We start from the raw sequence: 16,849 nt of genomic DNA on the forward strand, positions 1-16,849 counted from the left end.
CGTACGACTGTGCGTATCCAGTCGCACGAGTGTCAGATTAGTAGTACGCCCGGAAGGCACTCGACTGACAGACAAACGGTAAAAATCCATAGCTGCTACAGTCAGGTAATTCACTGCCCATTTCCCGGTTGGAGTTTTTCCACGGCATGGATGAGACCAGTCCCCACCTGTTGCTACGTGCACCGATTCCGACACAGTTGCGCCTGTCGTTCTGTGAAGCCACCCCGCGCGATCTCAAGCGCTGGATCGCCAATCTGCCCAAAGCCAACATCGGTGAAACCGCTCGCCAGCTGTATCAAGGCTTGAGCGAACTCAATCAGCTGTTCACGCCCAGCGACAATCGCCTGCAATTGCTCGAACTGCTGCGGCCCGAGGTGTATTACGTCTGCAAACACCTTGAGCAACATTTCCTGCATCAGTCGATTGTCCTCGACGAGCGCTCTCGCAAGATCGCCAACCTCTGCCAGGCGCTGCAAAGTCACTTGGCCATTGGTTATAAACAGATCGTGGTGCGCATCACACCGAAGTTCAGCAAGGACCGAGCGCCGCTGCTGACCCAGGCGCTGCAACGGGCGATCCATTGCCTGAACGGGCCGCTGATTCGCGCTACCAAACTCTATTGCCCCGTGCCGGAAGGCCTGTGGCTGGAGCTGCATCAGCTCTACCGGATCGCCTGCGCGCACCGGCTCCAGCACACGAGCCTGCGCGATGAGCTAGCCAGCCAGACGCAAACCCTGAGCATCGAACAGACGTACGTGGTCGCCTTGCTGCTGGGCGCCTCACGCTGCAACCAACTGCGCCAGCACCAGATTGCCCGGGTGGCCGAGGTACTGGAACCCTGGAGCCAATGGATCAAGCTGCAACCCGGCAAGCCGGCCACCGGGTTGTTTGCCGTCGCGCAAGACCTCGACACCGGGCCGCGTTACCGCACCAAGTTCCGGGCCGAGCAGCAGGAGAGTTTACTGGGGATCGATCCGCAGCCGTTGGTCGCGGCGATTGAAGCTCATTTGCAAAAAAACGACAGTTCATCACCGCTGCCCGTGCCGGCAGGGTTAAGTCTGGATACGTTGCAACATCTTCATGCCGCCTGGGGCCAGACTGCCGAGCGCAGCTTCCAGCGCACCGTTGGCCAAGGCTCGTTGACCCTGTGCGTGGGCATGAGCGCGCTGCACTTTTATCTGGGTGGGCAACGCTCATTCAGCGACATCCTGAAAAACCACGGCGCCCGGCCTGCACAATTTTCGGTAACGTCAGCGACCGGCCGGGAAAAGGACCAATGGCACCAGGCCTTCGACGCCGCCCCCCAAGGCAATGCAGACGCTCTATTGCCCTACGAAGAGATCGAATACCCACAGCTTCAGAATGACGACGGCCACGATGCATCCGACCGCAATCAGCACTTCCCGACCCATGTCCTGTCAGTGATCAATCACAGCCCCGGCGGTTACTGCCTGGCCTGGTCCGCCGCTGTGCCGGCCGAATTACAGGCGGGCGAGATGGTCGGTATCGAGGATTCTGCCGGTCAGGGCTGGAGCATCGCGGTGGTGCGCTGGATCCGCCAGGTGCGCGGCGGTGGCACGCAGATGGGCATCGAGCAGGTTGCGCCCTACGCCGAGCCTTGCGGCCTGCAACTGGTGCGCACCCGTGATGACCACAGCCAATACCTGCGCGGTCTGTTGCTGCCGCAAATCAGTGCCATCGACCAGCCGGCCACTTTGCTCGCACCGCGCCTGCCCTTTCAGGAGGGCAACAAGGTCATGATCAATACCCACGGCGAGGAACGCCGGGTCGGGCTGGAGCGGCGGGTGGCGAGCACCAACAGTTTCAATCAGTTCGCCTACCGTCCACTGCAGGTAGCCAAAAACGACAACGCCGCAGTGAGCGGCGCTGAGGACGATTTTGATTCGTTGTGGAAAACACTTTAACCGGGTGCCACAAAAGCAAAAGATCGCAGCCTGCGGCAGCTCCTACAGGGAAATACATATTCCTTAGTAGGAGCTGCCGAAGGTTCGGGCCGCGTTCGGACGATCTTTTGATCTTCCTTAGAGCTGCCCGTCGCGATCCCGGAAACCCAGCAGATACAGCACGCCATCCAGCCCAAGGGTGGAAATCGCCTGCTTCGCCGACTGCTTGACCAGCGGCTTGGCACGGAACGCCACGCCCAACCCGGCAATCGCCAGCATCGGCAAATCGTTGGCGCCGTCGCCGACCGCAATGGTCTGCTCCAGACGCAAACCTTCCTTGTGCGCCAGTTCCTTCAGCAGATCCGCCTTGCGTTGCGCATCAACAATCGGCTCGACCGCCACGCCAGTTACTTTGCCGTCTACTACTTCCAGTTCGTTGGCGAACACGTAGTCGATGCCCAGCTTGGCCTGCAATTGCTTGGCGAAGTAGGTAAAGCCGCCCGACAGGATGGCGGTCTTGTAGCCCAGACGCTTGAGTTCGGCGAACAGTGTTTCGGCACCTTCGGTCAGACGCAGGGAGGCGCCGATGGAATCTAGCACGCTGACGTCCAGCCCTTTCAACAAGGCCAGGCGCTCCTTGAAGCTGGCGCGAAAGTCCAATTCGCCGGCCATCGCCCGCTCGGTGATCGCAGATACCTGATCGCCCACTCCGGCAGCCTTGGCCAGTTCGTCGATCACTTCGGCTTCGATCAGCGTCGAATCCATGTCGAACACCGCCAGGCGGCGGTTACGACGGAACAGCGAATCTTCCTGGAAGGCGATGTCGACGTTCAGTTCCTGCGCGACGCTGAGGAACTCGGCCCGCAGCGCTTGCGGATCAGCCGCTTCACCACGAACGGAAAACTCGATGCAGCCCTTGCCCTGATCGGCCGGGGTGTCCAGCGGCATGCGCCCGGACAGACGATCGATGTGGTCGATGTTCAGGCCATATTTGGCGGTGATCGAACTCACGGCCTGCAATTGCCCGGCGGTCACTTTGCGGGTCAGCAGGGTCACGATGTGGCGTTTCTTGCCCTGATTGCCAACCCACTGCTGGTAATCCTCTTCGGACACCGGCGTGAAACGCACCTGCTGATCGAGCTTGTAAGCCGTGAACAGGATGTCCTTGAGCACCGACTTGCCTTGCTCGGTGTCAGGAATTTCAACCAGGATGCCGAACGACAGGGTGTCGTGAATCACTGCCTGACCGATGTCGAGAATGCTCACACCACCTTGGGCCAGAACGCCGGTAATGGCTGCAGTCAGACCCGGACGGTCGACTCCCGTGATGTTTATCAGGACGATTTCGCGCAAGGCGCACCCCCGCAGGTGGAAAAAAACCGCATTCTACCCACTTTCAGTGACCATCGGGCACCGTGAGCGCTTTGACGGTCTAGGGCCTGTCGCTATACTGCGCGTCAACTTCACGGACAAAAGAGCCGAGCTCAAGTGAACCGGCCCACGCCAGTAAAAACCGATAACTTCTTTCTGCTGATCTTCCGTGCACTGCGCCACCGCCGTGTACCGATTGCATTGCGCATTGCCAGCCATAACGTGATCCTGGTCGCTCTGGCCCTGGTGATTTATGCCTGTGTGATGGGTTTGCAGTTCAAGCAGGCCATGCACGAGCAGGCGGATGCGCTGGGCGAAAGCCTGACCACGCAAACTGCCACGTCCGCCACGGAGCTGTTGGTGTCCAACGACATCCTCAGCCTCAACGTGCTGCTCAACAACCTGACCAAAAACAAGCTGGTGGCTCACGCTGCCATCTACAGCGTGGATAACCGCATCCTCGCCGAAGCCGGTCAGCGCCCCAAGCACAGCCTGCTGGGCGAAGCCGAAGGCATGTACCAGAGCAAGATCACGTTCCAGGACGTGACCGCCGGGCAGCTGCGCATCAGCCTGGACATGGATCAGTTCCAGCAGCCGATGACCATCAGCCTGCAAAGCATGGGCATTTTGAGCGCGATTCTGCTGGCGCTGTCCCTGGCATTGAGCCTGCGCCTGGGTCGGCACATCTCCACGCCGTTGCTGCAATTGCGGGTGTGGCTGCGCCATATCGACGAACACACCCCGGCCACCGAGCGTCAGGATGAGATCGGCGATCTGGCCCGCCAGCTGCACGCCGACTTCGCGCCAGAGCCCGCCGAGCCGGAACCCGCTCCTGAGCCTGAATACGACGAAAGCGACTACGAAGACGCGGACGATAACGAGCCGACCTTCGAAATGCGCAATCTGCGTGACCCGAGTTTCGATGAATCCAAGCCTGTGGCCGGCCTCAAACCTGCTCCACGGCGCATTGTCAGCACCGTTGAAGACGATGATGACGACGATGCATTTGCCGACCTGCGTGATGAATCAGCTTCGACCGCGCCGAAACCGGTAGCCAAACCGCAACTATCGAACGTGCCGCAGCACAGCGCGGTGCTGGCCGTGCAACTGGGCGCTCAGGATCAGCTGCGTCGCCTGCCCCGCACACGCCTGGAAGAATTGCTCAAACGCTATCGCGACTGCCTCGATCAGGCCGCCTCGCTCTACCAGAGCGAACTGCACACTCTGAACGATGGCAGCACGCTGATGCTGTTCCATACCGAAGACAGCGGCGATGACTACCTGACCAATGCCATCTGTTGCGGTGAGCTGTTGCGGGCTCTGGGCCATCAGTTGCAGATCGAAGTCGCCGACAGCGGCATCACCCTGCAATTGCAACTGGGCCTGACCCTGGGTGACGAGCTGTTCGGCCTGAGCCAGATAGATCTGCTGCTGACCGAAACCGCTCAGGATGCGCTGGCCCTGTCGCAACACAGCCGCAACCTGTTGCTGGTGGAGCGCAAGATCGGTGACGACGCGCTGATCCGCCAGCGCGCACGAATCCGACCGATCGCAAGCCCGGAAGGCGCTTGTTGCGTAGAGCGACTGATGGAGCCTTATCCGTCGATGCTCGAGCGGCAACTGGCGCGGATGCATGAGCGTCGGGCGTAAGCCTTAGAAGCTACAACCAAGCCCGCAGATGACCACTCGTCTGCGGGCTTTTTTGTTGCCTGTCCCGACGCCTTCGCGAGCAGGCTCGCTCCCACAGGTAGTCTCGGCTACCCACACATCCACTGTGGGAGCGAGCCTGCTCGCGATGAGGCCTTCAGCAGCACCGAAGATCTCCAACCTGCAGAAACAACAAAGCCCGCATCAATGCGGGCTTTGCTCTTGGATCAATCCAGGCTTAGAACCTGAACACTTCCATATCGGTCCGGATTGGCGAAGCCATCGGGATCTTCGGTTGCTTATCCTGTTCTGCCGCTGGTGCAGCCGGCTTGGCAGCTGGTTTTTTTGGCGCTTCGGCGATCGGTGGCTGGTTAGCCAGCGGCTTGAGCGCCGTCGACAGTTGCTCGGCCAGACGCTGCAGCAACACACCCTGCGCCTGAACCTGAGCTGCCGTGCCACCGGCATGTTGTTCCTGCAGGTGAATGATGCGGTTATCACGAACCTGGCCACGACGGTCGATCAGACGCCATTGCGCATCAAGGATCGCCGGTTGCCCCTCACCCGAGTCCAGGCGAGTAATCGTCAGCAGAACCTGCACATCCGGCGTGAAGCCCAGTGTCGCTGGCGCCAGCACCACGCGCTGGCTGTCCAGATGACCGGCGACCTGACGCAGCAGCAGCTGATCAATATCAGACGACAGGCTACCCGCCCAACGACCATCGGCCGAAGCTTGCAGGCTGCCATCCGGCTGTCGCTGCAACAACGTTTCGCGTTGCAGGTAATCGGCTACCGTTACCGGACCCAGCAATACAGCCATGCCCGCGCTTTGCGCAGGCTGAGCCGGACTTCCGCTGTCCAGCTGATACAGCGACACCGGTTGGTGAACGCTGCAACCCGCCAGGCCAAAAACGCCAGCGAGCATCAAAATAAAAGGAAGGCGCAGAGCAGTCATCGTCCCATCCAGGTGGCTGCCACAAGGCTAACCACAGTGAAAATACTCAATAAATATGAAGAACGCTCGGCCACGCCGGCGCTTGAAAGGCCATATCATCCGTGAATATGCGTTCCGACTCCAGCGCCAAAGCGTCGATCTACGCGTTAAATCGTAGATCGAGCGCTCTAGGACGCTTAATTGAGGTTTTCGACGAGCAGCGCATCTACCCTCTGAAAGCCACGTGGCAGTTTGTTACCACGACGTCCACGCTCACCTTTGTAGTGTTCGAGGTCGTCTGCTTTCAGTGACAAGGTACGTTTTCCGGCCTGCAACACCAATGTGGCGCCATCCGGCAGAACGGCGATGTCCGTAACATATTCTTCGCGGCTGGCAACACGCTCACCAGAAATCCCGATGATCTTGTTGCCTTTGCCCTTACCTAATTGTGGCAGATCGCTGATCTTGAAGATCAGCAGGCGACCTTCGGTGGTCACCGAGGCCAGCCAGTTTTGCTCACGATCGGCCACTGGACGCGGCAGAATCACCTTGGCGTTGTTCGGCAGGCTCAACAGCGCCTTGCCCGCCTTGTTCTTGGCTTGCAGGTCTTCACCTTTTACCACGAAACCGTAACCGGCGTCGGACGCGATCACGTACAGCGAGTCGTCTTCCGGCATCAGCACGCATTCGAAGCTCGCCCCTGGCGGCGGCGTCAGACGACCGGTCAGCGGCTCGCCCTGGCCACGGGCCGATGGCAGCGTGTGCGCGGCCACCGAATAGCTGCGACCGGTGGAGTCGATAAACACCGCAAACTGGTTGGAGCGGCCGGGCGCCAAGGCCTTGAAACCATCCCCGGCCTTGTAGGAAAGCCCGGTGGCGTCGATTTCGTGGCCCTTGGCGGAACGAACCCAACCTTTTTCCGACAGGACGACGGTCACTTTCTCGTTCGGCAGCAGATCGTGCTCGGTCAGAGCCTTGGCTTCGGCGCGCTCGACGATTGGCGAGCGGCGGTCGTCGCCGTAAGTTTCGGAGTCCTTGATCAGTTCGGTACGCACCAGCTTTTTCAGCTTGGCTTCGCTGCCCAGCAGGGCTTGCAGCTTGGCCTGTTCCTTGAGCAGTTCATCCTGCTCGGTACGCAGCTTCATTTCTTCCAGTCGCGCCAACTGACGCAAACGGGTGTCGAGGATGTAGTCGGCCTGGATTTCGCTCAGGGCGAAACGCGCGATCAGCGCCGCTTTCGGGTGCTCCTCGGTACGAATGATGTGAATCACTTCATCCAGGTTGAGGTAGGCGATCAACAAACCGTCCAACAGGTGCAAGCGACGCTCGACCTTGTCCAGGCGGAATTGCAGGCGACGACGCACAGTCTGGACCCGGAATTCCAGCCATTCCACCAGCAACGCACGCAGGTTTTTCAGCTGCGGCTTACCATCGAGGCCGATGATGTTGATGTTGACCCGGTAGCTCGACTCCAGCTCGGTGCTGGCGAACAGGTGGGTCATCAATGCATCGTGGTCAAAGTTTTTGCGTGCGCCCGGAATAATCACGATCCGGCACGGGTTTTCGTGGTCGGATTCGTCTCGCAAGTCAGCGATCTGCGGGGCCTTGGACGGTTTGGCCTGCATCATGGCGGCAATCTGTTCCAGCACCTTGGCGCCGGATACCTGATGCGGCAGCGCGGTAACGATGATGTCGCCGTCTTCGATGTGGTAAACAGCGCGCATGCGCACCGAGCCCTTGCCGGTTTCGTACATTTTCAGCAGGTCGGCACGCGGCGTGATGATTTCCGCTTCGGTCGGATAATCCGGGCCCTGGATGTGCTCGCAGAGCTGCTCGACCGTGGCTTTCGGCTCATCAAGCAAACGCACGCACGCCGTGGCGACTTCGCGCAGGTTGTGCGGCGGTACGTCGGTGGCCATGCCCACGGCGATGCCGGTGGTGCCGTTGAGCAGGATGTTCGGCAAACGTGCCGGCAACACCAGCGGTTCGTCGAGGGTGCCGTCGAAGTTCGGGCCCCAGTCAGCAGTGCCCTGGCCCAGTTCGCTGAGCAGCACTTCGGAATAACGCGACAGCCGCGCCTCGGTGTAACGCATGGCGGCGAAGGACTTGGGATCATCCGGCGCACCCCAGTTACCCTGGCCGTCGACCAGCGTGTAGCGGTAGCTGAACGGCTGGGCCATCAGGACCATGGCTTCGTAGCAGGCCGAATCGCCGTGCGGGTGGAACTTGCCGAGCACGTCACCGACGGTACGCGCCGATTTCTTGTGCTTGGAATCAGCGTCCAGCCCCAACTCGCTCATCGCATAGATAATGCGCCGCTGTACCGGTTTCAGGCCGTCGCCGATATGCGGCAAGGCACGGTCCATGATCACGTACATGGAGTAGTTGAGGTAGGCATTTTCGGTGAAGTCAGCCAGTGACCGGCGTTCTACACCGTCCAGGCTGAGATCAAGGGAGTCGCTCATGCGGGCCTCATCGGTTCGTTGTCTGGCGCAGCAGCATGGTGCCACCGCGCTGGGTAAATTCAAGTTTGTTCAGCGCGCTCATACCGAGCAGCACTTGCTTGCCATCCAGGCCTGGCACGACGAGGGCGCGCACATCACGCAGCACAATGTCGCCCAGTTGCAGCCGGTCGATGCGGGTTCGGTAACCCTGGGTGCGGCCGTTGGCCGTGCTCAGGGTCACCCCAAAGCCTTTTTCCAGTTTTAGCCGTTCGGCCATTTCCGCCGGGATCGACACGTCGGTCGCCCCGGTATCTAGCATGAAATCCACCGGCTGACCGTTGATCTGGCCGCTGGCGACGAAGTGACCCTGTGTGTTGCTGGCCAGTTTCACCTCGATAAAATCTTCGCCCTGCTCGGAGCTGACCACCATATTAGGATTCTGCTGACGCACTTCCCACTGACCGAAAAACCGCGTGGCCAGAAACAGCGCCGCGCACCAGGCCAGCACCATAAATACCCGACCGGCGCGTTTTCCCGGCGTTTGCTGGCTCACGGCTTGGCGCTCCAGCCGCCTTCAGGCGCAGCAAAGCGCCAGACGATCGGACGTTCCTCGCCATCGGCGCGGGCATCGTTGTTGTTGTCGGTGCCAATCCACGCGCCCTCGGCGTCAACAATCAACGCTTCGGTCAGGCCGTAAGGATTTGAATAGCGGCGATGCGGCTGCAGGGCTTCATCGGCAAACGACCAGCAGCGCTCGACCTTGGCCGTCACCGAATCACGGCGGCAGATCTGGTAAGCGTTGCGCTCAAGGGTAAACAGCTTGCCGTTGAACAGCGACAGGTCGGCAAAGTCTCGGGACACTGCTTTGGCTCGGGGAAACTGCGCCGGCTGCATTTCTTTCCCGGCTTCGCTCAGCAACACACAGCCACCATCGCAATCCCATACCGTTTGTTTGCGCTTGATCAGCAACAATCCACGGCTTTGACGCTCGGCGGCGAGCCACAATTGATCACCCGCCGGATTGATCGCCAAGCCTTCAAACAACGCATTGAAGTGCAGCAGCATGCCGCTGGCCCGGGCTTCGCGAATCAGAATCGGTGAGATCTTCAGCCAGGACGATGGCCCAACGGGCGGCACTTGCAGAATCGCCGCATGGGATTCACTGACGATATAGCGATTACCGGCGCTGTCGCAGGTGATGCCTTCAAAATCCAGATCCCCGCCACGGACAAACGACGCTACCCAGGTCCGCGCACGCAAGCCCCAGGGCAATCCGCTGTCGGGCACCGGTGGTACGCCGATGCCCACGGTTTCGGCTTGCCATACCCGGTCGCGGGTATCGAGCCGGTAAATCTGATCGTCGTCGCGATCCGATACCGTCCACAGATCCTTGCCGCACTGAGCCAGCCCGGACAGATTGCCGCCGCGCATACCGTCGACGGGATGCTCGGACAACAGGCGCAGTTCCGGCAGCGGTTCGGCAAACACCGAAACCGAGGTCAGAAGTAACGCACACACCAGGGCAAAGCCAACCCGCATCAGCCAAGAACCTCGGCCAGGTTGCCTTTGGATTCCAGCCAGGATTTGCGGTCACCGGCGCGTTTCTTCGCCAGCAGCATGTCCATCATTTCCGAGGTCGCTTCGAAATCGTCCAGCGTCAGCTGCACCAGACGCCGAGTGTTCGGGTCCATGGTGGTTTCGCGCAGCTGCGGCGGGTTCATTTCACCCAGACCTTTGAATCGGGTGACCTGCGGCTTGCCGCGTTTCTTCTCGGCCACCAGACGATCGAGGATGCCATCGCGTTCGGCTTCGTCCAGGGCGTAGTAAATCTCTTTGCCCAGGTCGATACGGTACAACGGCGGCATCGCGACGTAGACGTGACCGGCATCCACCAACGGGCGGAAATGCTGGACGAACAACGCGCACAGCAACGTGGCGATGTGCAGACCGTCGGAGTCGGCGTCGGCGAGGATGCAGATCTTGCCGTAACGCAGCTGAGCGATGTCCGCCGAGCCCGGATCGACGCCGATGGCCACGGCGATGTTGTGCACTTCCTGGCTGGCCAGCACTTCGCTGCCGTCGACTTCCCAGGTGTTCAGAATCTTGCCGCGCAACGGCAGGATCGCTTGAAATTCTTTGTCTCGCGCCTGCTTGGCCGAACCACCGGCGGAATCACCTTCCACCAGGAACAGCTCGGAGCGCATCGGGTCCTGCCCGGCGCAGTCGGCGAGTTTGCCCGGCAGTGCCGGCCCCGCCGTGATGCGCTTGCGCTCGACCTTCTTGCTGGCCTTCAGGCGACGGCCGGCGTTATTGATCGCCAGTTCCGCCAGCAGCATGCCGGTTTCGGGGTTGGCGTTAAGCCACAGGCTGAAGGCATCTTTGACCACACCGGAAACGAACGCGGCCGCTTCACGGGACGACAGACGCTCTTTGGTCTGGCCGGAGAATTGCGGCTCTTGCATCTTCATCGACAGCACGAAAGCGATGCGTTCCCAGACGTCTTCCGGCGCCAGCTTCACGCCGCGTGGCAGCAGGCTGCGGAATTCGCAGAATTCGCGCATCGCATCGAGCAAGCCCTGACGCAGACCGTTGACGTGGGTACCGCCCTGCGCCGTCGGGATCAGGTTGACGTAGCTTTCCTGAACGCTGTCGCCACCTTCCGGTAACCACAGCAGCGCCCAATCGACCGCTTCTTTGTTACCGGCCAGGCTGCCGCAGAACGGTTCGTCCGGCAGACGCTCGAATCCGTTGACCGCGTCCACCAGATAGGAGCGCAGGCCGTCTTCGTAATGCCATTCGACTTTCTCGCCGGTGGCCTTGTCTTCAAAACTGACCAGCAGCCCCGGGCACAGAACGGCCTTGGCCTTGAGTACGTGCTTGAGGCGGCTGATGGAGAATTTCGGCGAATCGAAGTATTTCGGGTCCGGGGCGAAGAATACGCTGGTACCGGTGTTGCGCTTGCCGACGGTACCAATGATTTCCAGCTCGGTTTTCTTGTAACCGTTGGCGAAGGTCATCTGGTATTCGTTGCCGTCACGCTTTACGCGCACCCGGACTTCGTTCGACAAGGCGTTGACCACGGAAATACCCACCCCGTGCAGACCGCCGGAGAACTGGTAGTTCTTGTTGGAAAACTTGCCGCCCGCGTGGAGCTTGGTGAGGATCAGCTCAACGCCCGACACGCCTTCTTCGGCGTGGATATCCACCGGCATGCCGCGGCCGTCATCGCTGACTTCCAGGGAGTGATCGGCGTGCAGGATGACCTGCACCGAGGTCGCGTGCCCGGCCAAGGCTTCGTCGACGCTGTTGTCGATGACTTCCTGGGCGAGGTGGTTCGGCCGACTGGTGTCGGTGTACATGCCGGGGCGTTTGCGCACCGGGTCGAGGCCCGAGAGGACTTCGATGGCGTCTGCGTTATAAGAGCTAGCGCTGGGAGTGGCCATGGGGTCTCGTCGTCAGTGTTCATTGAAAATAGGGGCGAGGGTTCACAGTGCTGCGAAATCGATCGCCTGATACAAATCTGCGCCAATACCGGCAAAACTCAGCATTGCCGGAAGCTGCGTGGCAAAACCCTGGAAACTATGGTCGCCGCCGGCCTGAATGCGCAAGGCACAGGCCCGGTAGTACTGCTGGGCGAGGCGATAGTCCAGCGTTTCATCGCCAGTCTGCAACCACACCTGATACCGCTGCGGGTCCTGGGGTGCCGGCACTTCCAGCTCGGCCAAGGCCGTCACGTGGTCGCGGGTCAACTCCCAGGCCTCATCGGTATACAGGTTTTTCTGCGTCCCCAGATACCCGTCGAACATCCGGTGCGGACTGACGGCAGGGTTGATCAACAGGGCCTTGAGGCCATGGCGCTCGGCCAAGTGAGTCGCATAGTAGCCGCCGAGTGAGCTGCCGACCAGCAGTGGCCGCCCAAGCTCCTCAATCGCCTTGCTTAGCTGACCGATGGCCTCACGCGGATGGTGATGCAAGGCCGGGACGCGCAACTGATCGCTCAAACCCAGACGTTCCATTACTTGTACCAACTGCGTGGCCTTTTTAGACGAAGGTGCGCTGTTGAAACCGTGGATATAAAGGATCGAACCAGACATTTGAGCTCCCTGTGCGTCGGGTAAAGAGGCGCAGTTTACAGGGAGATGGGGAGATCGGGGATATCCGTGGGAATCAGGTTGTCTTGGCGGACGCCATCGCGAGCAGGCTCGCTCCCACAGGGGTATGCATTCCAATGTGGGAGCGAGCCTGCTCGCGATGGCCGCGCCGCGGTCTTTCTGAGAGTTCAGTAACCGTTGGAGCCGTAATCGATCTGGAAGTCGAACCCGGTGACACGTTCCACGCCGGTTTCCAGCTGGCCATCCGGCAAAAGTCGCAACCAGCGATACCCCGGCGCCTGGTCACTGACCTTGAAATCATCACTGCCCGGTTCGAACTGAATACACGTGGAAGGCGAGGCAATCAGCCGCACGCCATTGCGATCCTGATCGATCTCTTGATGCACATGCCCCCATAAAACAGCGCGCACCTGCGGAAACCGATCCAGCACGGCAAACAACGCGTCTGGATTGCGCAATCCAATGGGCTCCATCCACGCACACCCGATCGACACCGGATGATGGTGAAAGCACACCAGATGATGGCGCTCCGGCGCCTCACTCAACGAACGGGCCAGCAACTGTAGCTGCTCATCTTGCAAATACCCTGGCACCGAACCCGGCACAGCTGAATCAAGCAACGTGACACGCCAGTTACCGACATCCACCACCGGCTCCAGCAACGCACTCTGCACGGCGGCCTCCGCCATGATCTGCGGCTCATCATGATTACCGGGAATCCAGCGTGCCGGCGCATCTAGCTGTCGCGTCAGGTCGCGAAACTGCTGATAGGACTCCAGCGTCCCATCCTGAGAAAGATCGCCACTGGCGATAATCAGGTCGATCTGCGGCTGCTGAAGCCGCACCAGTTCGATGACTTTTTGCAGGCTGTCACGGGTATTCATGCCCAACAACGTCCCGTCCGTCTCGGCAAACAGATGACTGTCGGAAAGTTGCACCAGCAACGCCGAATCGGCGGTGGTCAAAATGGATACGCTCGGCAAGGCGTTCTCCCAGGGCTGAATCACGGGATGGATGAGTGCCGCAATTATGCTGGGGGACGATCAAAAGGGGAAACCTGCGAAGCTGACGCAGTTCACATCTATCGAACGACAGCGTACTCGTGTCCGCAGGCCAGGCAATGGCTCAGCCATTCGCCCAGAAACATGTTCAGCTGGGCCTTTTCGTCCGGCTGATGCATTGAGGCGTTCGGGTAAGGATAGATGCCGCGAAAGCGTCGCGCATGTTCGGCGCTGACCACTTCGGCCATGCACGCGTCGTGATAGACCTGAACTTCCAGTTGCGGCACCGGCAGCCACGGCAGGCTGTGTTCCTGGCGCACTTGCAGGGTTGTGGTGTACGGACAGACCTGCAGCACTTCGAGGGCCAGCACGCCGAGCATCTGATCGCCGTGGGTCACGGCAATGCGCCGAGCCTCCGGCTCGTTGCGCATGTCCGGCAGCAGTCGCATCAGGCGCGCGTAGTTGGCCTCGCAGGAGGCTTGCAGCCCCACGAGATCAACCCGATAGCGATCGCGCAGTTTGTTTACGACCATAACCCCCTCACTTCAACGCGGTTCAAAGCTAACCATTGCAAGGCAATGATGCTGGCTGCGTTGGCAATTCGTCCGTCGCGTACGGCCTGCAGGGCATCTTCGAACGCCCAGACCGTGACGCGGATATCTTCTGCTTCTTCCTCCAGCCCATGCAGGCCGCCGACGCCGGTGCTGTCGCAACGCCCCAAGTACAAATGCACGAATTCATTGCTGCCGCCCGGCGATGGAAAATATTTGGTCATCGGCCAGAGCGCCCCGAACACAAGCCCAGCTTCCTCCTGCGCTTCGCGGTGAGCAACTTCTTCCGGCACTTCATCCTTGTCGATCAGACCGGCGACCAGTTCGATCAGCCAAGGATTGTCAGTCTTGCCCATGGCGCCGACGCGAAACTGTTCGATCAACACCACTTCATCGCGTTGCGGATCGTAAGGCAGTACGCACACCGCATCGTGGCGAACAAACACTTCACGATTGATCTCGCGACTCATGCCACCGGCGAACAATTCGTGACGCAAGTGCACACGATCGAGCTTATAGAAGCCCACGTAGCACTTTTCGCGCCGGACGATATCAACGGCGGTCGGAATGGCGTTGGCAAAATCAGTCATGACAATCCTCTTTACTGCAAATCCGTTACAAGGCTCCTTTTGTTACTTGCAACCTCGACTTCGCGCCATCCTAACGCGCCCGCGACCTTTGATGCAGCCCCTTTCCAGTCAGCGGGATAGACGGTGAGGGCGAAACCAACTCTAATTAGCTTAGTGGCGAACTGACTGCTTCGTTGAGAGTCGAAGCGGATAACTTTTTGCCTTTCCCTGTTTTATGAAGGACGCCCATGTCGCTTTTTAAAATCGCCTCCGTGGCCGCAATCGCCCTGACCCTGGGCGCCTGCCAGAGTTTGTTCCAACCCAACTACCGGACGCCGCTGGAAACTACCCGCGATGCCTCCGAGCAGCTGAAACCGGGTTGCACAACACCTGACTGCCCGCTGGTGAACATCGATACGCTGCGCTTCCCTGCCGAACCGCAGTTGGACGGCATCATCGAAAAACGCCTGCTGCAAATGACCCGCACCTCGCCCGATGCCCCGGTGGCACCGACGCTGGCAGCGTATCGCGAGCAATTTTTGAGCAGTGCCGGCCCGCGTAACAGCAGCTACCTGCAAGCCAAAGTACGTGAGCAGCATGACGGCTTGGTGATCGTCGAATTTTCCAGCTACCTGGACACCGGCGGCGCCCATGGCACGCCGGGCCGCAGCTTCATCAACTATTCGCGCCAGCAACACAAAGTGCTGACACTGTCGGACATGTTGGTGCCGGGGCAGGAAGAGGCGTTCTGGAAAGCCGCGCAGGTGGCACACAACAGTTGGTTGATCAGCACCAAGCTCGATCAGGAACCGGAGTTTGTGAAGAGCTGGCCCTTCGTCAAAACCCAAAACGTTGCGCTGACGTACGGCGGGGTGATCCTCAAGTACGAGGTGAGCACCATCGCGCCTTACGCGCTGGGTCACGTCGAACTGAAGATCCCTTACCCACGCCTGAACGGCATTCTCAAGCCCGAGCTGTTTCCTGGCCGTAACTGAAGGCCCGACCCAGCACGAGTTGCAGCAGCCCTGCCAGAATCAGTGACGGCAGGGTTGCGCCGATGTCCGGATACAGATTAGCCAGCAAATGATAGGTGCTTACCCCGCCCAACCAGGCGAGCAACGCCGGCCAGCGCAATGCGGCTGACGCCACGCGAGCACCGCGTTTGCGCAGGATGAAGTGATCCACCAGCACCACGCCGAACAGCGGCGCAAACACCGAACCGATCAACAGCAGGAAGTTCTGGTACTGAGCCAATGGCGCCAGGCACGCGATCAGTGTGCAGATCACGCCAATCGCCAGCGCAAGATGCTCAACTTTCAAGCGCAGTAAAATCCCGCTGGAAACGGCTGCCGAGTGAATGTCGGCGAAGGCATTTTCCGACTCGTCCAACAGGATCAGCAGCAGCGGAATCCCGAGGCCAGCACCCGCCAATGCCAACAGCAAGGCATTCACTTCACCGCTCGGCGCGAACGCCAGGGTGTAGGCCACGCCGAGGCTCATCAGCCAGAAGTTACCGATAAAGAAGCCCAGCGCCGTGCCGCCGAACACGTTTTTCGCACGCTTGCCGAAACGCGAGTAGTCGGCAATCAGCGGCAACCACGAAAGCGGCATGGCGATGGCAATGTCGAAGCCCACGGCGAACGGCATCGAACCATCACCGGCCTGCGCCCACAACGTCGCCAGATCGGCTTTGGCGAACAGGTTCCAGGTCAGCCAGATGCACGCGGCCAGCAGCAACCAGATGCCCCACTTGCGCAAGATCTGTCGCACAAATGTCAGCGGACCACTGACGGCCAGCAAGGTCGCCAAACCACCAAAGAACACAGTCCAGAGCAATGGATTGGACAACAGACTGCCTTCGCTGAACGCACGCGCGCCGAGCAGGCTGGCGGCATCGCGCATGACGATGATTTCGAACGAGCCCCAACCGATCAATTGCAGCAGGTTCAATACGGCAGGCAGGCTCGCGCCTTTTGCACCGAGGCTGAGTTTGAGCGCGGCCATCGATGACAGGCCGGTGTCGCTGCCGATCACGCCGACCGCAGCCAGCAGCAGAACACCGACCAGCGTACCGAGGAAGATGGCCAGCAACGAGCCGGACAGACCCAGACCTGGTGCGAGCAATGCACCGGTCTGCAGGACCATCAGGCCGATGCCGAGGGAGAACCACAGGGAAAACAGATCGCGGCCGCCGAAGACACGTTTGTCTTTGGGCACCGCGATATCAGGGGAATACGTGCTGGGTTGAATGCTCAAGGGTGTTATCTCAGAGGGACATTTGTTGTTGTGTTGATCGCCTTCGCGAGCAGGCTCGCTCCC

14 protein-coding genes are annotated in these 16,849 nt (G+C 60.1%); 3 read left to right on the forward strand and 11 right to left on the reverse strand.

Features of this window, described 5'->3' with window-relative positions:
- The first annotated feature begins 146 nt into the window (after nt 1–146).
- A complete protein-coding gene (locus JFU47_RS14860) occupies nt 147–1,925 on the forward strand; it encodes a molecular chaperone (RefSeq protein WP_201183816.1) in 1,779 nt (592 codons plus the stop codon).
- Between the two features lie 117 nt (nt 1,926–2,042).
- Here JFU47_RS14860 and serB read toward each other — a convergent pair whose 3' ends face one another.
- The gene (gene serB / locus JFU47_RS14865; RefSeq protein ID WP_201183819.1) at nt 2,043–3,257 is read right to left on the reverse strand and encodes a phosphoserine phosphatase SerB; all 1,215 of its coding nucleotides are present in this window, start codon (nt 3,255–3,257) and stop codon (nt 2,043–2,045) included.
- 135 nt (nt 3,258–3,392) lie between these two features.
- Between serB and JFU47_RS14870 the strand changes: the two genes are divergently transcribed.
- Nucleotides 3,393–4,925, forward strand: a complete 1,533-nt coding sequence (locus JFU47_RS14870; protein WP_123369051.1) for an AhpA/YtjB family protein — start codon at nt 3,393–3,395, stop codon at nt 4,923–4,925.
- Between the two features lie 235 nt (nt 4,926–5,160).
- On the opposite strand, the gene JFU47_RS14875 is transcribed toward JFU47_RS14870, so the two are convergent.
- The 9 genes from JFU47_RS14875 to JFU47_RS14915 all read right to left on the reverse strand — a co-directional run bounded on the left by JFU47_RS14875 (nt 5,161) and on the right by JFU47_RS14915 (nt 14,551).
- Entirely contained in the window at nt 5,161–5,874 is a 714-nt protein-coding gene (locus tag JFU47_RS14875) for a PqiC family protein (RefSeq protein ID WP_140677177.1), read from the reverse strand.
- 176 nt (nt 5,875–6,050) lie between these two features.
- On the reverse strand, nt 6,051–8,318 hold the full coding sequence (gene parC, locus JFU47_RS14880) for a DNA topoisomerase IV subunit A (protein ID WP_201183824.1): 2,268 nt from the start codon (nt 8,316–8,318) through the stop codon (nt 6,051–6,053).
- Between the two features lie 7 nt (nt 8,319–8,325).
- Nucleotides 8,326–8,850, reverse strand: a complete 525-nt coding sequence (locus JFU47_RS14885; protein WP_201183827.1) for a TIGR02281 family clan AA aspartic protease — start codon at nt 8,848–8,850, stop codon at nt 8,326–8,328.
- On the reverse strand, nt 8,847–9,836 hold the full coding sequence (locus JFU47_RS14890) for an esterase-like activity of phytase family protein (RefSeq protein WP_201183830.1): 990 nt from the start codon (nt 9,834–9,836) through the stop codon (nt 8,847–8,849). The genes JFU47_RS14885 and JFU47_RS14890 overlap by 4 nt, the downstream gene beginning before the upstream one ends.
- Nucleotides 9,836–11,740 carry a DNA topoisomerase IV subunit B gene (parE, locus tag JFU47_RS14895; RefSeq protein ID WP_123369046.1) on the reverse strand — a complete coding sequence of 635 codons (1,905 nt, stop codon included), beginning with the start codon at nt 11,738–11,740 and terminating at the stop codon, nt 9,836–9,838. The genes JFU47_RS14890 and parE overlap by 1 nt, the downstream gene beginning before the upstream one ends.
- Before the next feature lie 42 nt (nt 11,741–11,782).
- Nucleotides 11,783–12,391 (reverse strand): YqiA/YcfP family alpha/beta fold hydrolase, encoded by a 609-nt coding sequence (locus tag JFU47_RS14900; RefSeq protein ID WP_201183833.1) that lies wholly within the window; start codon nt 12,389–12,391, stop codon nt 11,783–11,785.
- Nucleotides 12,392–12,576: 185 nt separating this feature from the next.
- Nucleotides 12,577–13,392, reverse strand: coding sequence for a 3',5'-cyclic-AMP phosphodiesterase (gene cpdA, locus JFU47_RS14905; RefSeq protein ID WP_201183835.1), 816 nt, complete (start codon nt 13,390–13,392; stop codon nt 12,577–12,579).
- Between the two features lie 98 nt (nt 13,393–13,490).
- On the reverse strand, nt 13,491–13,943 hold the full coding sequence (locus tag JFU47_RS14910; RefSeq protein ID WP_008153350.1) for a DUF1249 domain-containing protein: 453 nt from the start codon (nt 13,941–13,943) through the stop codon (nt 13,491–13,493).
- Nucleotides 13,934–14,551, reverse strand: coding sequence for an NUDIX domain-containing protein (locus JFU47_RS14915; protein ID WP_201183837.1), 618 nt, complete (start codon nt 14,549–14,551; stop codon nt 13,934–13,936). Before JFU47_RS14915 ends, JFU47_RS14910 begins: the two co-directional genes overlap by 10 nt.
- A gap of 227 nt (nt 14,552–14,778) precedes the next feature.
- Between JFU47_RS14915 and JFU47_RS14920 the strand changes: the two genes are divergently transcribed.
- Nucleotides 14,779–15,525 (forward strand): RsiV family protein, encoded by a 747-nt coding sequence (locus JFU47_RS14920; protein ID WP_123369040.1) that lies wholly within the window; start codon nt 14,779–14,781, stop codon nt 15,523–15,525.
- Here JFU47_RS14920 and cytX read toward each other — a convergent pair.
- Nucleotides 15,494–16,786: a putative hydroxymethylpyrimidine transporter CytX gene (gene cytX / locus JFU47_RS14925; RefSeq protein ID WP_201183839.1), complete on the reverse strand. Its 1,293-nt coding sequence runs from the start codon at nt 16,784–16,786 to the stop codon at nt 15,494–15,496. The genes JFU47_RS14920 and cytX overlap by 32 nt on opposite strands.
- Nucleotides 16,787–16,849 lie beyond the last annotated feature (63 nt).

Source organism: Pseudomonas sp. TH39(2020), assembly GCF_016650715.1.
GTDB lineage: Bacteria > Pseudomonadota > Gammaproteobacteria > Pseudomonadales > Pseudomonadaceae > Aquipseudomonas > Aquipseudomonas mandelii_C.